This window comes from Vibrio sp. 10N.222.55.B11, assembly GCF_041473705.1.
GTDB classification, from domain to species: Bacteria; Pseudomonadota; Gammaproteobacteria; order Enterobacterales; family Vibrionaceae; genus Vibrio; species Vibrio crassostreae_C.
In genome coordinates, this window is the sequence record NZ_JBFRST010000012.1 from 41,579 (window position 1) to 57,326 (window position 15,748).

The 15,748-nt window shown below is 44.9% G+C and carries 13 protein-coding genes; 5 read left to right on the forward strand and 8 right to left on the reverse strand.

Going from position 1 to position 15,748, the window contains the following annotated elements:
• Positions 1-132: 132 nt before the first annotated feature.
• From AB4503_RS06150 to lptM, 7 genes are all read right to left on the reverse strand, one after another.
• A complete protein-coding gene (locus tag AB4503_RS06150; RefSeq protein ID WP_372113977.1) occupies positions 133-2,631 on the reverse strand; it encodes an EAL domain-containing protein in 2,499 nt (832 codons plus the stop codon).
• Between the two features lie 170 nt (positions 2,632-2,801).
• Positions 2,802-3,518, reverse strand: coding sequence for a 5-amino-6-(5-phospho-D-ribitylamino)uracil phosphatase YigB (yigB, locus tag AB4503_RS06155; RefSeq protein ID WP_017090345.1), 717 nt, complete (start codon positions 3,516-3,518; stop codon positions 2,802-2,804).
• A gap of 15 nt (positions 3,519-3,533) precedes the next feature.
• Complete coding sequence (gene xerC / locus AB4503_RS06160; RefSeq protein ID WP_136974431.1) at positions 3,534-4,466, reverse strand: tyrosine recombinase XerC; 933 nt, start codon at positions 4,464-4,466, stop codon at positions 3,534-3,536.
• Positions 4,435-5,133: a DUF484 family protein gene (locus tag AB4503_RS06165; RefSeq protein WP_136981735.1), complete on the reverse strand. Its 699-nt coding sequence runs from the start codon at positions 5,131-5,133 to the stop codon at positions 4,435-4,437. The genes xerC and AB4503_RS06165 overlap by 32 nt, the downstream gene beginning before the upstream one ends.
• Before the next feature lie 44 nt (positions 5,134-5,177).
• The gene (dapF, locus tag AB4503_RS06170; protein ID WP_017061013.1) at positions 5,178-6,008 is read right to left on the reverse strand and encodes a diaminopimelate epimerase; all 831 of its coding nucleotides are present in this window, start codon (positions 6,006-6,008) and stop codon (positions 5,178-5,180) included.
• Between the two features lie 11 nt (positions 6,009-6,019).
• On the reverse strand, positions 6,020-7,273 hold the full coding sequence (gene lysA, locus AB4503_RS06175; RefSeq protein ID WP_017066756.1) for a diaminopimelate decarboxylase: 1,254 nt from the start codon (positions 7,271-7,273) through the stop codon (positions 6,020-6,022).
• Positions 7,274-7,315: 42 nt separating this feature from the next.
• Positions 7,316-7,432, reverse strand: coding sequence for an LPS translocon maturation chaperone LptM (gene lptM, locus AB4503_RS25725; protein WP_017068592.1), 117 nt, complete (start codon positions 7,430-7,432; stop codon positions 7,316-7,318).
• Between the two features lie 75 nt (positions 7,433-7,507).
• Between lptM and cyaY the strand changes: the two genes are divergently transcribed.
• Entirely contained in the window at positions 7,508-7,822 is a 315-nt protein-coding gene (gene cyaY / locus AB4503_RS06185) for an iron donor protein CyaY (RefSeq protein WP_008221918.1), read from the forward strand.
• Between the two features lie 71 nt (positions 7,823-7,893).
• Here the strand turns inward: cyaY and AB4503_RS06190 are convergent, their stop codons facing one another.
• Positions 7,894-10,422, reverse strand: coding sequence for a class I adenylate cyclase (locus tag AB4503_RS06190; RefSeq protein WP_372113981.1), 2,529 nt, complete (start codon positions 10,420-10,422; stop codon positions 7,894-7,896).
• A 344-nt stretch (positions 10,423-10,766) separates the two neighbouring features.
• On the opposite strand from AB4503_RS06190, the gene hemC reads away from it, so the two are divergent.
• From hemC to AB4503_RS06210, 4 genes are read left to right on the forward strand one after another with little or no spacing between them, the layout of a single operon-like run.
• The gene (hemC, locus tag AB4503_RS06195) at positions 10,767-11,705 is read left to right on the forward strand and encodes a hydroxymethylbilane synthase (protein ID WP_017061008.1); all 939 of its coding nucleotides are present in this window, start codon (positions 10,767-10,769) and stop codon (positions 11,703-11,705) included.
• 2 nt (positions 11,706-11,707) lie between these two features.
• Positions 11,708-12,436 carry a uroporphyrinogen-III synthase gene (locus AB4503_RS06200; protein ID WP_017061007.1) on the forward strand — a complete coding sequence of 243 codons (729 nt, stop codon included), beginning with the start codon at positions 11,708-11,710 and terminating at the stop codon, positions 12,434-12,436.
• A gap of 19 nt (positions 12,437-12,455) precedes the next feature.
• Positions 12,456-13,682, forward strand: a complete 1,227-nt coding sequence (locus AB4503_RS06205) for a uroporphyrinogen-III C-methyltransferase (protein ID WP_065584265.1) — start codon at positions 12,456-12,458, stop codon at positions 13,680-13,682.
• Positions 13,682-14,863, forward strand: coding sequence for a heme biosynthesis protein HemY (locus AB4503_RS06210; RefSeq protein ID WP_017061005.1), 1,182 nt, complete (start codon positions 13,682-13,684; stop codon positions 14,861-14,863). The genes AB4503_RS06205 and AB4503_RS06210 overlap by 1 nt, the downstream gene beginning before the upstream one ends.
• Positions 14,864-15,748 lie beyond the last annotated feature (885 nt).

Here is a 15,748-nt window from a genome sequence, read left to right on the forward strand (position 1 = left end):
CGGAATACTTACGATCGTCTTATAAATATTGTGACGTTAGTTAGACATCATTGATTCCACCCAAAACAGTCACCAATAGCGGCAGAACAATTTTTAAAGCAAGTCACAATAGGATACGGAAAGCTTTAACAACTAAAACAGTCGCTTAGGCTCACCAAAGTAATAACCTTGCAGATAATCGACACCCATTTGCTCTGCTATCTCACAAACCTGTTGGTTATGGACAAATTCAGCGACGGTTTGCGCATTAAACACCTGACATAAGCGAACCAACTGAGAGGCGATATTTCTTTGCTTTTGGTCTTTGTCGATGTTGCGAATCAGACTACCGTCGAGTTTGATAATCTGCGGCTCAAGCTTAATGATCTCATCAATATTGGAATAGCCAGACCCAAAGTCATCAACAATGATTCTCGCCCCGAGAGCACGGAAGTGATCACACACCTCAATCATGCGACCGTAATCTTTAATCTGCTCAGACTCGAGAACCTCTAGGCCAAGTCGAGTGGGATCGTTCATAGCACTGATGGCGGTCTCGAGCACCTCAAGCGTCTTGTCGCTCAACAAATCTTGCGGGGATAGGTTGATAGAAAATGGGCTTTGCTTATCCGCCATATAACCTATGGTGTTCTTAATCATGTGTCGGCTGAGGCGAGTGTAAAGGTGCGTGTCGGCAATGATAGGTAAGAACTTACCTGGTGGCACAATGGTACCGTCTGACTCCATGATTCTGACCAAGCACTCTTGGCCAATCATTTCGTGAGTACCGGACGCCACAATTGGCTGGGAATAAGTGATGATGTTCTGATCTAAAATCGCACGACTTACACAGCTCAGCCAGCCTAGTTGCTCTTTACGATCTTCTTCACTCACCTGAATGTCTTTAGCATTGGTGATGTGAGTGTTATTCCTGACCCCATAACGTCGAGCTTCGATCGCTTTTAATAAGATCTCATCACCACTATCGGTTAGGAAATCGCAACGACTAGCGAAGCCGCCACACAGAGAAACTGACAGATAATCAATATCAGCCAAGCCATACGGCTCAAAATTGATGTGCTCAATATCGTCAGCAAACTCAACGAAACGTTGTTCTATCTTATCGCAACCAACATTGGCGTTAAAAATGATCGCCCATTCGCCGACACCAATGCTAAACAGCTCTACTTTCACCTGAGATTCTTTAGCCACACTAAGGTGTAATCGCTCGACAAAATGATTAGACAGATCAAGTAACAACTGGTCACCCACTTGGTAACCATACTTTTCGTTAACTTGATGGAAATTAGTCAGCTTTAACGTCAGTAAGTGCTCACTGAAGAGAATCGTATTGAGGCGCTCTTTTAATACGATACGGTTGGGCAGCCCAGTGCGAGAATCAATGCGGTAGCTTTCGGTTAAACGGCGCGCCTGTTGATGAAGTTTTTTCTCCATCTGCGTGTTCATGCTGTCAAGATCAGCCACCGCATTTCTGACGAGATTAAGCAGTGGCGACACGGTTGAGTCACGCTGGAAATCTTCACAACGAAACTCATTAATCTCGTCCGACTCTCTCATCGCAATATAGGTGAGGCTGTGATGCAGTATTTCTTGGCGATCGTCGTTGCGGTATAGCTCACCCATGCAGTATGCGCCGCACGCATTTACTATCCCCTCAAATGGCTTGAGTTCAAGTTTACTGTCGATGAATTCAAGTCGAGAGACGCAGTTATAGATGATCACCGATTCCGGCTGATGCATGGCAAGCATCTCAGCGCCGTGACGCACTTTTTCTGCGGTCAAAGAAGGATGGTTATAACAAAACTGTGCCTCTTCGCCGACATGCCAAGGACTATCAAACTCGATACTGCCATCATCATTAATACGCAGCGGTGTCGATATGCCCTTCTTTCTGCCAAGCTCTCGATAAAGCGGAAAGCTCATCAACTGACTGAAAGGGAGATCTTTACCATCAGCAAGATAATGTTTGAATACGTCAATAGCCGGCTTGTCGTTCAACGCGTATAAGCGATTTCCGACTGCATGTGTGACTCGTAGCTTCATCCCAATCGGGTTCCACTCAGAGTACGCGTCCGACCAAACCTTCAACCTTGGGTTAGTCAGAGCCACCGCCACGCAAGCGTGTTGGTAGGTCTGTTCGTTATGCATAACCCAACGCCCGTATTCATTCTCATGACACAAGCCACCAGCAACAGGCAATGTATAGGGTAGGTTTTCAAAAGCGCTATAGATAGGGTAATCACGACCTTCAACCTGATCGCATAGGCTAATGACCGTTTTAGCATCTTTCGAGAGGTCTAGTTGAGAAGCGAGCTCTTGGCTGTCTTGGTTTGGGTTGCCTGTAAAAGGCTGAACCGCGGAGGTTAAACAGGTTTCATTAAACTCACTGATAATGATTAAGGTACAACTACTCTCAAGACAATTGTCACAGATAACATGACGAGCACTCTGGCCAATTAGGGTGGCATTACTTAGGCGATTGAGAGCAACACTCGCGATTCGACGAGCCACATCAGAAGATTGGGCAGAAAAAAGTTGAATAAGATATTGTTTGCTGTCACACCACTCTCGCTGATCAAATTGAGATTTAAATAGCTCCTCAGTATTTGCGAGAAATGTAAATGTTTGCATGCCAACCCTTGATCGAAATAGAGTGAAGTGAAGAACCCGCAACCACTGCTATGACTGAAATGAATCGATAAAAAGTAGTCGCCAATTATCCTAGCCTAAACAGGCATTTAATTGCGACTAATGTAACAATTCAATATCATAAATGCGACACAATAAGCTTACAGAAGTCTTTAAATTAGTCGCATAAGATCGCTAAGTTGCTCTATTTCAACATCAGGCAGCACACTCGCCTTCGAAGAGAGGTATAAATTGGAACCAATGTCATTAAACCAGCATGCTTGGAAGCCATTTTGCTTAGCTCCGTAAACATCCGTTCTAAGATGATCGCCGACATGAAGAATGTTGATGGCATCAACATCTAAGTATTGCTGCGCTTTATCAAACATATCTGGGTAGGGTTTTGCTCTACCGTTTGGGCCAGCTTTAAGAATTCGTTGAAAATACTGCCCTAAACCAATTTTATGTGGATCGACATTGCCATTGGTAATCGCAACCAAAGGAATGCGTTGGCTAAGTTCTGCCATCACTCGATGCGTTTCTTGAGGAACATCGACTTGATTGCGCAACCACAAAGCATGTTCTATCCCCTCACGAGCCGCCTGTTCAGCTTGCTGCTGAGAATAGCCCAACTGCAGTAAGCCACTCTTAATCTGTGTTTCACGCCAAACGGTAACATCATGCTTTAAAGCTGGGTTTTCAGAGGCGACTTGCTGCTTAATTCCCTGCCACTCTTCAAGCGATAAAGAAGCCGACACTGGGTGCTTTTGGTAAAGCCACTGCGCCATCTCTTTTTCTACCTTCATGATCACAGGCCAGTTGTCATACAGGGTGTCATCCAAGTCAAAGGTCATGGCTTTGATGGGCTTCAACCCTCGATAAATTCGCATAGTAAAACCTTTAATCTAATCTTTATTCTTCTTACGTGCTCGAGGGTGAGCCTCATCGTACGCTTGAGCTAAGTGTTGGAAGTCCAAGTGAGTATAAATTTGGGTTGTCGAGATGTTTTCATGCCCCAACAACTCTTGGACAGCACGAAGATTCTGGCTCGATTCAAGCACGTGAGTTGCAAAGGAGTGACGCAGTTTATGCGGGCTAATATGACTCGCGACGGATTGTTTCTTACCCCACTCTTCCATGCGCTTTTGCACGCTGCGGTGAGAGATACGAGTCCCGAGCTTAGAGACAAACAGCGCGGTTTCACCCGGTGAAGCCAATTCACCACGAACTTTGAGCCATTTATCGACCCACTCTTTAGCTAAACCAGAAAAAGGCGCTTTGCGTTCTTTGTCGCCTTTACCAATCACTCGGATTTCGCCTTGTCGACCCAACACATCTTTCAGATTGATGCCGACCAGTTCTGCCAGTCGTAATCCAGCACCATACATCACCTCCATCATCGCTCGATCACGAATCGACAATGGATCGTCCTCATTCACATCAAGCAGTTGACCCACTTCATCAACATCGAGGTTTTTAGGCAAAGGGCGTTGTTTGCGAGGTGCAGAGACACCTTTGGCTGGATTGGCGGTCATTTCGCCACGCAACACAAGGAAATCAAAGAAGCTGCGCAGTGACGATAAGCGCGTTGCAATGCTGCTCGCTTTCATTCCCTCACGCATGCCTTTACTGGCCAGTTGTCTGACCCACGCCGCATCGACTTGACCCCAATCCTTTAGCCCTAGAGTGACTAAATGACCGGCCATGGTTTCAAGTTGTTGTTTGTAATTACGTTGGGTGTGTAGGCTGAGTCCCTTCTCGCTTCGGAGATATTCATAGAAGCGAGAAAGTGGCTTTTGAAGGCTGTTAGGAAGAGGTATTTTGGGCTCTAGGCTCATTATTTATCTGCCAAGGTAAGGTATCCGCCAAATGAGCGATAACAAGTGCTAAATGGCGTAAAAAGAGCGTATCCATATGGGGTTGGAAATGTCCGCCATCTTCACTAGAAAAGGCGAGCAAACCCAATGGAGACTGCTTAGCAAGCGGTAGTACTACATAAGAGCCTAGCTCTGGAACTGGATAATCACCAAACAAATCGTGTCTGTCGGCTTTTCTCAAGCGTCCAAGATAAGCATCTTTGCCATTGAAATGGTTAAGCGAAAACTTAGAGTAACCCTCAGCACTCAACTGATAAAAGCCAGATTGCGAAAGAATACGAACATGAGCCTTAAGCCCAAGATCTAACGCTTTTTGTTCAACGGCTTTTATCACCTGCATGAAATCACTGCATTTCAGCACTTGCGCTTGCAGATCCATAAACTCATAGAAGGTTTTATCGTTATTTGCTGCCAACGACATCAAGCCAGTGATCTCTTCTTCAAGCTCTTCGATTCGATGACGTTGGCGTTTAAGCTGAACCTCAACCAGAGAAACAGCGCCCTGCTCAACGTTATTGATAGCAAGGCGATCAACCAAATCTTTTCGGTCTTGGAAAAAATCTGGGTTATCACGTAAATATTCCGCGACCACTTCTGCGGTGAGTGCGTCGGCTTCAACGTAAGACAAAACCTATCCTTTATTTTTATGAATATATTTGTTTTGGGTCGTTATTAGCAAGAAAGTTGACCATCAAACACATGCGTTGCAGGGCCGGTCATAAACAGAGGTTTACCCGGGCCTTGCCAGCTAATGTGTAAGTCACCGCCTGGTAGACGAACCTTCACATTCTCAGCCAGTAAGCCTTGAGTGATACCCACTGCAACTGCGCCACACGCTCCGCTGCCACATGCCTGAGTTTCACCCGCGCCGCGTTCGTAAACACGTAGACGAACTTCTTCACGGTTAACGACCTGCATAAAGCCAGCATTAACACGCTCAGGGAAACGTTCATGTGATTCAAGTAGTGGGCCTAAGGTGTCCACATCAGCCGTGTCGACGTCATCAACCACGGTAACCACATGTGGGTTACCCATGCTTACCGCACCACAGAATAAGGTGTGTACATCCGTTCTTAGGATATACGTCTTCTCTGGCTGCTTGGCCTTGAATGGAATCTTGCCGGGTTCGAACTCAGGAATGCCCATGTTCACCGTGATCAGGTCATTCTCTTCAATCTTGAGAACCATTTTACCTTTCTTGGTACTCACGTTGATGCTGTACTTATTCGTTAAGCCTTTCATGCGAACGAATCGTGCAAAACAACGTGCACCATTGCCACACTGCTCCACTTCACTGCCATCCGCATTGAATATGCGGTAATGGAAATCAGTTTCTGGATCATAGGGAGCCTCAACCACAAGTAGCTGATCAAAGCCCACGCCAGTGTGACGATCCGCCAAGCGACGGATCAAATCTGGAGAAAAGAAAATATTTTGAGTAATGCAGTCCACGACCATGAAATCATTGCCCAAACCATGCATTTTAGAAAAGTGGAAGTGCATAACGCTTAAAATTACTCCGGAAGAATGTTTTCAAGTTCCCACAGACTCGTAAGCTCTTCACGCTGACGAACCAAGTGAGTTTTATCGCCATCCACCATCACTTCAGCCGCACGCGAACGAGTGTTGTAGTTAGATGACATCGCGAAGCCATAAGCACCCGCTGAACGAACTGCTAGCAGATCACCTTCTTCAAGAACAAGGTCACGATCTTTACCTAGGAAATCGCCTGTCTCACAGATTGGGCCAACCAAATCGTAAGTCACAGTTTCACCCTGACGAGGGCTCACAGGAACAATATCCTGCCAAGCTTGGTAAAGTGCTGGGCGCATTAGATCGTTCATTGCTGCATCGATGATGGCAAAGTTCTTGTGCTCTGTTGGCTTGAGGAACTCGACTTTCGTTAATAATACACCAGCGTTAGCAGCAATCGCTCTTCCAGGCTCGAAAATCAGCTCTAGATCAGAATGATTGTCTAAGCGAGCCAATAAAGCTTTCGCGTAGTCAGAAGGCTGTGGTGGTAATTCATCACGATAAACCACACCCAAGCCGCCACCGACATCAAGGTGTTTGATGTTGATACCGTTAGCACGTAGCTGGTCGATCAGCGCAAGTAGGCGATCGGTTGCATCGATGAAAGGTTCGATATCCGTTAACTGAGAACCAATGTGGCAATCAATACCATGGATAGACAAGTTATCGAGTGTTTTTGCAAACTCATAGACAGCAGGAGCACGGTCGAAAGCGATACCAAACTTGTTATCACGCAGACCAGTAGAGATATAAGGGTGAGTGTTCGCATCAACGTCTGGGTTGATACGCAGTGAAATCGGCGCTTTAACACCAAGCTCACCAGCTACTTTATTCAGTCGCTCTAGTTCTGGTTCAGACTCTACGTTGAAACACTTAATGTTCAACTCAAGCGCACGCTTCATTTCAGCGGCTGTTTTACCGACACCAGAGAATACAACTTTTGCTGGATCGCCACCGGCAGCAACCACACGCTCTAGCTCACCGCCAGAAACGATATCGAAGCCAGAGCCCAAACGAGCCAAAGTATTCAACACGCCAAGGTTTGAGTTAGCTTTAACGGCATAACACACCAAGTGCGGATGCTCACCAACCGATGAATCAAACGCATTCCAGTGGCGTTCTAATGTTGCACGAGAATATACATACAGCGGTGTACCATATTGCTCTGCTAGTTGTGAAAGTGCGACGTCCTCAGCCCAAAGCTGGCCATCTTCCTGATAGTTGAAGTAATCCAAAGTTCTTATCCCTTATAAATAACGATTTCTGCGTGTTTTCACTTATTGTGATTGTTCGGTTTGCTGAACTTCATCAGGATCGTACAAAGGACCCGTTTGACCACAACCAGAAAGTCCAATAACGGACATCATAAATAGAGCAGTAATTAATTTTTTCATTTTGCATATCGTGATTATTAACTCAATGCCCCCTATAATCGCACCACACTCAGGAAAAGCAATAGGATAGAAAGGATGAACGAGACTGAATTTCATCAGCTGGTCGATATACAGATGCAAAACATCGAAGAAGCTATCGATGAATCAGAGGCAGATATTGATTACGAAGTGACTGGTAACGTGATGACGCTGGAGTTTGAGAACCGCAGCCAAATCATCATTAACCGCCAAGAACCAATGAAAGAAATCTGGTTAGCGTCTAAATCTGGTGGCTTTCACTTCAAGCTAGTTGACGACAAGTGGACATGTTCAAAGACGGGCATGGAGCTGTTTGAGATGGTTAAAGAAGAATGCGTGAAGCACGCAGGTGAAGATATCGACTGGGTCTAACCACTGATAAGCAAAACAAAAAAAAGGAGTGATTCAATCACTCCTTTTTAATATCTATCTGTCGAAATCAACTAGATGTTAACTATCTTTGAGCTCCGAGAAGCTAAAGTGGCATCATTACGATAAGGCACAACATAAGAGTTGCCCTCTTCTGGATGAACGATTTGGTAGTACTGAGGTAAGTTAAAGTTAATCAACTTTGACGACATCTTCGACTCATCTTTTACCGACGTGTAGAAAGAGTTTACGCTCGCGATCATCTCATCTTTTTCACCGCTGTACTGGTGATACACCTCAACCTGATTCGATTCGTCCAATACATAGATATTGAAACCTTTATCAGTATCTTCGAAGAAAAATTGAATTAACCCTTCACTCGCAAAGCCATCAACTACATCTGGCAACTGATACTCTTGCTCTTTATCAAGCATCAGTAGAGGTGAGCCCTTAAGCTTGTTGGTTGAAATACTACGGTAGAAATCGACCGAGTTTTCCAACATCTGTACCGAAACACCACGGCGTTCGAAGAACAGGCCAAACATCTTGTTGGCTAAACGAATAGCTTTAAAGCGACGGCGTTTCTCTGGTTCAATCGGTTTTAATCGTAAATCGATACACTCAGCAAGCAGTTGATACACCATATTACGCATCACACCACGCAGGTTTTTGCTGTAACAGAACACATCAACCGACTCTGGCGGCAACGCATCTTGGTGCATTTTACCAAGTACCGTCTTAAGGGCATCCAGCATTGCCGTATCACCTTGGAAATGCAGCGTACGTACTTCATGCCAAGAGTTACGATAAACCAAATCGACACTGCCGACTAAGCTCTTACCTTCTTCACCAAAGCTGAAGATATCGGCATTCTTCAAATCGACCTTCAAGGCACGACCGCTTAATTCAGAAGTCGGATCGTTTTCAAAGTTGATGAACATCGCCAGCTGGCTGATCTCACACGGACTCGCCAGTGCTTGCATACTCGGACGGCGTTTACGTAAAGAGAAGGTATTACGTAGGTCGCTCACCATTTGATAGAACTTATCGATATCAATATGGGCGTCACGAACCACAGAATGCAAACGTGTCGATTCAGTAATCAAACCATTAAAGAATGACCATGCAACTAGCTTACTCAAGTACTCATGGTGCTCGAGCGAAGGCTGACCAAGAATGCGGTGCGCAATAAGCGGCTGTTTGTACAAGTACCAACCCGCTTTATTCGATTGCCCTTGGCGAACCTCTATAAAGCTCAAGTCAGGTTCATGCAGATCCGGAGAGATTTGCGGATTCAGTAGCGTCACTTTGCCCGGTAACACCTCAAACGCAGCATAAAGCTTACGTGCCAAGATACTGATATCTTGTGGGCTGATTGCCGATGTGATGTCGTTACGACGTGCAAATTGAATCAGGTTACGATAGCTCAACATCAAGGCATCAAGCAGTGCGTGGTGCACCACTTTCACCTGCTCAACCTTCCAGTTACGTCGGTTATCGAGCTCAGCAATGGTTTCCTGTCCCCAATTCCAAGACTTAGTCATCTCGGTTAGGGCTTCACGGCGCCATGCTACAGAACCGATACCTGCTTCACGCGACAACTTCTCGTGGGTCTTAAGGTAGAAACAGCGTCTCACCAAATCCAAACGAGTGTGGTCGTTAATACGCTCTAGGTAGCGAGTTACCTTTTCTAGCATCAGATAGTAGCTATCCATGCCATACAGATCCGGTTCATCCGCAAAAAAGCGACGCTTGGTATCGATACTCAAGAGTTGGGTGTTTGGGTATTCCCATGAATAGGCTTCTAGCAAGATCGCCTTTAACACCGATTTATACGGTGAGTCGATACTCTTATAGAGCTGCCACAAGTTAGAACCAAAGTACTCTTCTGCAGGAATGCGATTCAGCTTACCGAAATCAATCCACTGCGAACAATCAAGATAGCCATCCTGACACAAGCCTTGAACATATTCGTCATAGCACTCTTCCATTTCTGGCGGAATGATTTGCCACAACAAACGTTGACCAGCCAAGCGAACCGCTGAGCGATAGAACTCATCAAGCAGTAATAAGTGCTGTGAAGAACCACAGTTATCACCGGTCATCTCTTCTGAATGGTTCGAACGGAAACGCTCTTCATCCATTAAGAAGAAGTTAGCTTCAACGCCTAAGGTTTCAGCCCAGTCGGTAATCAACAGACATTTATTGGTTAGGCTATCGCGAGATGCGCCATCCATATCCGGAGATACACACACCCAGATATCGAGGTCGCTTGACGTGCTTTGACCAATAGAAGAGGTACTACCCATGGTGTAAAGGCCAAGAATTGCGGGCTCCGCAGACTCGGTTAGCTTGCCACCTAAAGTAAGTTCAGTATCAGAGACAAATTGCTTTTGGAATTCATTAAGCGTGAAGCTACGAATTCCAAAAGGAACTTGTTGATCATAATAACCAGGCATCATTGGATGATTGAAGTGAAGCAATGCGGGAATAAGATTGAAAACTCGTTGACCTTGCACATTCATCAACGCCAACGCACGATCAATGCGCTGTTGATTTAGATTGTCTAATCGTTGAATCAATGTTTGAGTGTAAGCCTGCAAGGTAAGTCCTTGGTTTGAGGTTAAGTGCAGTTCTGTTTAGTTACTGAACGAAAGGAGCAACAAAACGTGATCAATTTAACACTTTTACCCTTAATGGTAAAGCAAAGGAACCCGTCATACTGGTCAATTCCTTGATGACAGAAAGTTAAACTCACGGCGTCGTAGTGTCCTCTTTATTGACTACTTCTAATAATAGCCCATGTTTCAAATGAGATACCAATCACACTATTTTGGTGAACTCATGAAAATCTCTCAGCTATCAAAGTATGGAATGATCAAACAGTAAGAATTCTCGCCTCATAATGGTAGGATTAGGCTATTACAGAACCTATATCGGAAACACCATGACAAATTCAGCACCAATCCGTATCGCGACCAGAAAAAGCCCTCTTGCCCTTTGGCAGGCATACTTTGTAAGGGATGCACTGCAAGCTGCTCACCCTGGTTTAGAGGTTGAGTTGGTAACTATGGTGACCAAAGGTGACATCATCCTAGACACTCCGCTTGCTAAAGTGGGTGGTAAAGGACTGTTCGTTAAAGAACTTGAAGTAGCAATGCTAGAAGGTCGTGCTGACCTAGCCGTTCACTCAATGAAAGATGTACCTGTCGACTTCCCTGAAGGTCTAGGTCTGGTAACAATTTGTGAGCGCGAAGATCCGCGTGACGCTTTCGTATCAAACACTTACAACAACATCGACGAACTCCCACAAGGTGCTGTCGTGGGTACGTGCAGTCTGCGTCGCCAATGCCAACTGTTAGAATACCGCCCAGATCTGATCATCAAAGAGCTGCGCGGCAACGTTGGTACTCGTCTAGGTAAACTCGATGATGGTCAATACGATGCGATCGTACTGGCTGCTGCAGGTCTTAAACGTCTAGAGCTAGAAGAGCGTATTCGTAGCTTCATCGAACCAGAGCAGTCTCTCCCTGCTGTTGGCCAAGGCGCTGTTGGTATTGAGTGTCGCCTTGATGACGAGCGTCTGATTAAACTCCTTGAACCACTGAATCATAAAGACACGGCTGATCGTGTACTGTGCGAACGTGCAATGAACCTTACCCTAGAAGGTGGCTGTCAGGTTCCTATCGGCAGCTACTCATTATTAGATGGCGAAAACATCTGGCTACGTGCATTAGTTGGTGAACCGGACGGTTCTAAGATGGTTCGTGGTGAGATCTCTGGCCCTCGCAAAGATGCAGAAGCACTTGGCGTGACTCTGGCAAATCAATTGCTGGATGATGGCGCGAGAGAAATCTTAACCAAGCTCTACGTTGACCAAGAATAATCATGACAGTGTTGGTGACTCGTCCCGGTTCAGAGGGACAATCGCTTTGCCAACAACTAGCGGATGAAGGGGTTCAAGCAATCCATCATCCGCTGATTCGTATCGTGGATAATCCCAACTCTGCGGATTTAAGCACCCAGCTTAATAACAGCGATATCATTATTGCAGTCAGTCACCACGCCGTGGCAGCTGCCCAAAGCATCCTTTCAAAAACCTCATCCATTTGGCCTACTTCGCCGCTTTATCTTGGCGTTGGTCAAAAAACTGCGCACGTTTTAAGCAAAGTCTGTAAACAAAAAGTAAACTATCCTCAAGTTAGTGATAGTGAACATCTTCTTAAACTTACTGAACTTAATGGCGTAGAAAATAAGTCCATTTTGATACTACGTGGCAATGGTGGGCGTGAGCTCATTAGGGATTCTCTACTCAATCGAGGTGCACAAGTCTCTTATTGTGAGACCTACCGTAGAGAATATATTCCTATTAGCGACCACAATACCTATCAAACATGGATAAACAAAAAAACGTCCAAAGTTGTCATCACTAGTCAGGAACAATTGGAGTATCTCTGCTCAATTACCCCTGATGAGTATTTGGCTTGGCTTTCAACAAGACATCTATTTGTCCCAAGCCAGCGCATTGTAGAACGAGCACAACAACTCGGCTTCTCGAATGTGACCAATACTCACAGTGCTACGAACCAAATATTACTGGCTGCTCTCCGGCCCTAGCTAGAAACAGGAAATAAGCATGACAAGCAAAAAAAATAATGAGCATATTGAACCTGAAAAGAAACAAGATACTCAGCCAGTAGTTGTTGAAAACGAAAAAGCTGACTCTACAGAGACAAAACAACCTGAACAGAAGCTTGATGCCTCTGCTTCAAATACCGCTAAAAATGAGCAGCCTCAAGCTGAGCATAAAGAGCAAATAGAGAAAGCAGAAAAGCAAGGTAAGCGCGGTGTCAAACTAGGCGCTATTGCGATCGCTATTTCAATTATCTTCAGTGGCGGTATCGCATTTCAAATGCAGCAAAAGAGCGCTGAATACTCGGCTCAAATAGCCGCTCTTCAAGCACAACTTCAAAATACCCAATCTGCGGTAAATAAAGACCTACAAACCATCAAGCAAGAGACTATCCAAGAAGCCTCACACGCGGTGGAGAAAACTCAGGTCGTGCAATCTCAACAGCAGAAGAGCATTCAAAGCCTGCAGTTAGCAGTGGCTGACGTGAAAGGTCGCCGCCCGAATGACTGGTTGCTTGCTGAAGCTGATTACCTTGTGAAACTAGCAGGACGTAAACTGTTCCTCGAGCATGATGCCGTTAGTGCAACCAAACTAATGGAAAGCGCCGATCAACGTATCGCCGCACTGAATGACCCAAGCTTGGTCTCTCTTCGTCAATCAATGACCAATGACATTACTAAGCTTCGCACTATTCCTCTTATCGACCGTGATGGCTTAGTTCTACGCATCACAAGCCTACAACAACAAGTCGATACGCTGCCGCTTGCCAATGCAATCCTGCCTGAGGCTGCCGCTGTTGAGAAAAAAGCCGTATCTCAAGATATTAATGACTGGCAGAACAACCTGATGACGTCGATGAAAGACTTTTCAGAAAACTTCATCACATTCCGTAGTCGTGATGGCGAAGTTATCCCTCTACTATCACCAGAACAGCACTTCTACCTTCGTGAAAACATCAAAGGTAAATTAGAAACCGCGATTCGCGCTGTCTACAAAGAACAAGGTGAACTCTATAGCGCAGCTCTTAATACCGCTAGCGAGTGGTCGAAAGCTTATCTAAACCAAGATAACAACTCAGTGATTGAATTTGAGAAAGCGATTAAACAGCTAAGTGAACAGAACATCTCTGTGAAATACCCTGTAAAGCTTGAATCTCAAAATGAGTTGTCAGATGTGATACGTGAGCGCCTACGTCGTGAAGTCACCGTTATGACCACGGAGGAAAAATAATGATTCGTTGGATTTTTCTTTTTCTCGTTCTAGGTGCTGGGTTAATTGTTGGTACTCAGTTCTCTGGTCAACAAGGCTACGTTCTGATCTCAATTGCGAATAAGACCATTGAGATGAGCGTGACAACACTGGTTATCTTCGTCATCGCTCTTCTAGCGGCTCTATTCGGCTTAGAGTACCTATTTAAAAAGCTTATGTACGCAAGCTCGACAACTTGGAACTGGTTCAGTGTTCGTAAGCTGAAACGTTCTCGTCGTTATACCAATGAAGGCATTATCAAGCTACTTGAAGGTGACTGGAAAGGCGCTGAGAAGAAAGTAACTCGTTGGGCTAACCATCACGACATGCCTCTACTTTGTTATTTAGTCGCTTCTCAAGCGGCACACGAACAAGGTAATACAAGTGAGCGAGATAAGTACATCGAGCTTGCTAGCCAACAGGACGACTCTCTACTAGCGGTTGAGCTAACTAAAGCTAAACAGCAAATCAGCGAGTCAAACTACGAAGCTGCATTCGATACACTTTCGACCCTAAAAGGCACATACCCTAATAACACTGCTGTACTTGGCCTGTTAAAAGCCACTTACTTGCAACTGAAGTTATGGCAGCCATTGCTAGAGTTAACTCCTAAATTAGTTAAGAACAAACTTCTAACAGCTGATGAGCAACGTGAATTAGAACAGAAAGCACAATGTGGGCTACTTCATGATGTGGCACAACAGCAAGGTAGCGAAGGTTTAATCAGCCATTGGAACAAGCTTTCAAGAAAACAGAAACAAAGTTCGCACCTTGTATCCTGCTTTGTGAAGCAACTTATCGCTCGCAAAGCTGACTCAGAAGCCTTCACTGTGATCAAAGAGAACATTGCAAAGAGTGGGTCAAATGAACTCTACATGTTGCTTCCAGAGCTGAACTTATCCGATCACCACCCAGTAGTGGTCATGCTAGAACGTGCAATTAGTAAAGACAGTGGTAATGCCGAAGCACACAGCGCGCTGGCTCAGTTCTACTTAAGAGAGCAGAAGTGGGCGGAAGCACAAAGCCACTTCGAAAAAGCCCTAGCACTTCGTTCAAATGTTTCAGATTACGGATACCTATCTGACGCACTAGAGAAGCAAAACTTAACGAAAGCAGCTCACGAGGTTTCTCGTAAAGCGCTCGCTCTAGTTCAACCAGCTTAATTTAAAGTGTCTCAAACTAAGCCGATGCCTAGCATCGGCTTTTTTGTATCTGTTACTTATCCATAGATAACTTCTACAATAGCTATAAACCAAACTCATCGAACCCTTACCTTCCCAATGCTAACAAACCAACTAACCATGAAATTGCTCAACTGGGCTTCTCAAACACACGGAGAACGACTTTAGTTGTGTCTGTACGTAGTTTTACCATTCTTATAAACAAGTCCTTATAAGAGGTTCGAGAGAAGTCATAGAGAAAAGTGACACCTAGAAGCTCAAGAGTAAATGGAGATCACCTTGAGAGAAGGCGTTTAAAGATATTTACCCGCAGACAGATGCCCACTTAAAGTCACGCTGAATTAACAATTAAATAGCCATCAACGTTCCAACTATAAACCGTTATAACCGGGGAGTTCACGTAACTGCCTGTAGATTAATCTATTAAGTAGAGGGAGATAGCAAGAGTTACCGACCAACAAAACCTTGTTATTAGAAACGAGGCATCTTTATCAGCCAGTTCAAATTAGTAGGAGATAGAGCTCTCAAGACGCTCAGGAAAAGTTAATCAACGAACCAATAGCCACAAGTATAAACTTACGTAATCAAGCGCTGCTAGAGAGAGCAGAGCTTAATAATAAGTGTCGGAATATCAGAGCTCGTGATCAACGTAAAGCGCCTCTACAAACTCTGAGACGAATAATAAGACTCATACCAACCCGGAAAATTAACTGATCAGGTCAATCCAATCTCTTGTACACATTTTTGTGACGCGATCTTTGCACTCAAGAAATCCATTCCAAGCGCTACAGACCTTCGAAACAATATCGTTATAATCAATGAAGTTTTGGTTTGCTAGATAGTGTTGCCTTAACCAACTCCACACTT

Bases quoted from the DNA above. Each gene is read 5' to 3' on its own strand.
- dapF (WP_017061013.1), bottom strand. From the start codon at position 6,008: ATGCACTTCCACTTTTCTAAAATGCATGGTTTGGGCAATGATTTCATG.
- yigB (WP_017090345.1), bottom strand. From the start codon at position 3,518: ATGCGAATTTATCGAGGGTTGAAGCCCATCAAAGCCATGACCTTTGAC.
- hemC (WP_017061008.1), top strand. From the start codon at position 10,767: ATGACAAATTCAGCACCAATCCGTATCGCGACCAGAAAAAGCCCTCTT.
- xerC (WP_136974431.1), bottom strand. From the start codon at position 4,466: ATGAGCCTAGAGCCCAAAATACCTCTTCCTAACAGCCTTCAAAAGCCA.
- AB4503_RS06205 (WP_065584265.1), top strand. From the start codon at position 12,456: ATGACAAGCAAAAAAAATAATGAGCATATTGAACCTGAAAAGAAACAA.
- lptM (WP_017068592.1), bottom strand. From the start codon at position 7,432: ATGAAAAAATTAATTACTGCTCTATTTATGATGTCCGTTATTGGACTT.
- AB4503_RS06150 (WP_372113977.1), bottom strand. From the start codon at position 2,631: ATGCAAACATTTACATTTCTCGCAAATACTGAGGAGCTATTTAAATCT.
- AB4503_RS06210 (WP_017061005.1), top strand. From the start codon at position 13,682: ATGATTCGTTGGATTTTTCTTTTTCTCGTTCTAGGTGCTGGGTTAATT.
- cyaY (WP_008221918.1), top strand. From the start codon at position 7,508: ATGAACGAGACTGAATTTCATCAGCTGGTCGATATACAGATGCAAAAC.
- AB4503_RS06200 (WP_017061007.1), top strand. From the start codon at position 11,708: ATGACAGTGTTGGTGACTCGTCCCGGTTCAGAGGGACAATCGCTTTGC.